Source organism: Streptomyces sp. NPDC002690, assembly GCF_053592415.1.
Genome location: NZ_JBSFVR010000592.1, coordinates 1 through 2,861, shown reverse-complemented (window position 1 = coordinate 2,861; position 2,861 = coordinate 1). Strand labels below are relative to the sequence as shown.

Genomic DNA, 2,861 nt, shown 5'->3' with positions numbered 1-2,861 from the left:
CACATCTGGTACGACACCCCCGCCGACCTGCTCTGCCAGTCCGGCAAGGACTGCTACGTCCCGATCCCGACGTTCTGGACCCGCAAGCGCCTGGCGCAGGTGACCACCTCCACCCAGCGCACCGAGGGCTCCACCGCCCTCTCGAAGGTCGACTCCTGGACGCTGGAACAGTCGCTGCCGTACGAGCGCACCGACGAGGGCACCGCCCTCTGGCTGAAGTCGATCACGCGAGCGGGCTACGGCACCGACGGCGAAACCGAGCCGCTGAACCCGGTCGTCTTCGTTCCCAACACGCAGCCGATGCCGAACCGTGTGCGGCGCGGTGAGAAGGACTCGAGGCCGACGTTCGACCGGCTGCGCATCGAGCGGATCGTCAGTGAGTACGGCGGCGTGACCTTCGTCGACTACCGCGAGCCCACCGGCGCCTGCAAGACCGGCTCCGGCTTCCCAGCCCCCGAGTCCAACACCGGTCTCTGCTACCCGGCGTACTGGCACCCGGACCCGGACCTGGCCGACGAGTCGATCGAGTGGTTCAACAAGTACGTCGTCGACCACATCGAGGAGCTTCCTGCCGTTCAGGGCGTCGAGCCCGTCACCACCTCGTACGAGTACGGCGTCGACAACGACACCAAGGGCGCCTGGGCCCTCAACCAGGCCGAGTTCTCCAAGAAGAAGACCCGCACCTACGACCAGTGGCGCGGCTTCAGCCGGGTCCGCACGGTCAGCGGCGCCGACTCCTCGGACACGTACGAGGGCAGCGCCAAGTCCATGTCCGAGGTCACCTTCTTCCGCGGCATGAACGGGGACCCGCTTCCCGGCGGCTCGAAGCGCTCGGTGACCGTCCTCGACAACGACGGCGCGAAGATCGCCGACGACGACCTCGCCCTCCAGGGCCGTACGGCGGAAGAGCTCGACTACACGGGGTACAAGGGCACTCTTACCTCCCGGTCGGTGGACTACCCGAAGGTCGTGGAGCTGGCGAGCCGGGCCCGCGACGGCGGCATCCCGGCGCTGAAGGCGTACCGGGTGCTGGACGACCATTCCATCACCACCACGCGTTCCTCGGGCACGTACGACGTGAACGAGACGCGCCAGTGGCGGTCCTTGCGCACCAACACCACGTACGACGACACCTACGGGCTGCCGCTCACCGTGGAGTCCCTCGGTGACACGGGCAAGACCGGTGACGAGGCGTGCTCGGTGCTCAGCTACGTCCACAACACGTCGAAGAACCTGATCGGTCTGGACAAGGAGACGCTGACGACGGCCGGCACCTGTGCCGCCGCCGCCACCGCTCCGGTCTCCGCCCGCATCGCCGGTTCCCGCGTCGCCTACGACGACCTGGCGTTCGGTGCCACCCCGACCTCGGGTTCGGCCACCACCACCTGGTCGCTGAACGGGACGGGTGACGCCTGGCAGCAGACCGCCACGCTCACCTACGACTCCCTCGGCCGTGTCCTGACGACCACCAACGCGAAGAACGAGACCGACAAGACCACCTACACGCCGACCACCGGCCAGGTCTACTCGATCACCGAGGAGAACGCGAAGCACCAGACCTCCACCAGCTACCTGGAGCCCGGCCGCGGCACCACGCTGAAGGACGTAGACGCCAACGGGCGCACGACCCTCTACCAGTACGACGCCTTGGGCCGCACCACCGCAGGGTGGGGCACCTCGCAGGCCGCCACCGAGGACCCCTCGGTCAAGTTCGCGTACAGCACCGAAGAGGGCCAGCCTGTCAGCGTCACCAGCTCCACGCTGAAGGACGACGGCAGTGGCTACGACGACTCCATCGTCCTGTACGACGGCCTCGGCCGTGAGCGCCAGCGCCAGGACCCGGCGGTCGGCGACGGTCGCCTGATCACCGACACCATCTACAGCGCCAACGGCACCATCGCCCGCACCAACAACGGCTACTACGCCGAGGGCGAGCCGCAGCCGGTGATGTACGAGGTCGACTCCGACTTCAAGATCCCGAACGCGACCCTCTACAAGTACGACGGCCAGGGCCGTGTGCTGTCCGAAACGCCGTACATGGCGGGCGCCACCGTGCCCACCAAGGCCACGCGCTACGACTACGGGTACGACTGGTCCACCGTCATCCCGCCCACCGGCGGAGCCGCCCAGCGCAGCTGGAGCGACGCCCAGGGCCGGACGGTCAGGGTCGACACCTTCACGGACGCGGCACGCAGCGCGTACCGGTCGACCACCTACGGCTACGACGCACGCGGCGACCAGACCAAGGCCGAGGACTCCTCCAAGAACGTCTGGTCCTACACCTACGACGCGCTCGGCCAGCAGCTCACGGCCACCGACCCGGACACGGGCACCAGCAGCACGACGTACGACGTACTGGGCCGGCCCGAAACGGTCACGGACAGCAAGCAGAACAAGGTCTGGACGAAGTACGACGAGCTGGGCCGGACGGTCGAGCAGCGGAAGGACTCGTCCTCGGGCGAGCTGCTGACCTCGGCCACCTACGACACGGTCATCGGCGGCCTCGGCCTCCCGGCCACCACCACCCGCTACACGGACGGTCTGCCGTACACCAGCACGGTCACCGGCTACACCCCGGAATACGACCCGACCGGCACCAAGCTGACACTGCCGGCGACGATCGCGGCGCAGTACGGCCTGCAGGAGACGTACGCCTACACGTACGAGTACAGCAAGTCCGGGCAGTTGCAGTCGGCTTCGCTGCCGGCGGCGGGCGGTCTCTCCCCGGAGAAGATCGTCACCCAGTACAACGAAGAGGGCCTGCCGGTCTCGACGTCGGGTATCGACTGGTACAACGCGGACACCGACTACAGCGTCTACGGCCAGGTCCTGCGCGCGGTGACGGGTGAGAACCCGAACCG

General features: G+C 67.9%; 1 pseudogene. It reads left to right on the top strand.

Annotated elements, in window-relative coordinates:
* Window positions 1-2,861 (top strand): annotated as a pseudogene (locus ACWD3D_RS35595) (sugar-binding protein); the annotation flags it as partial.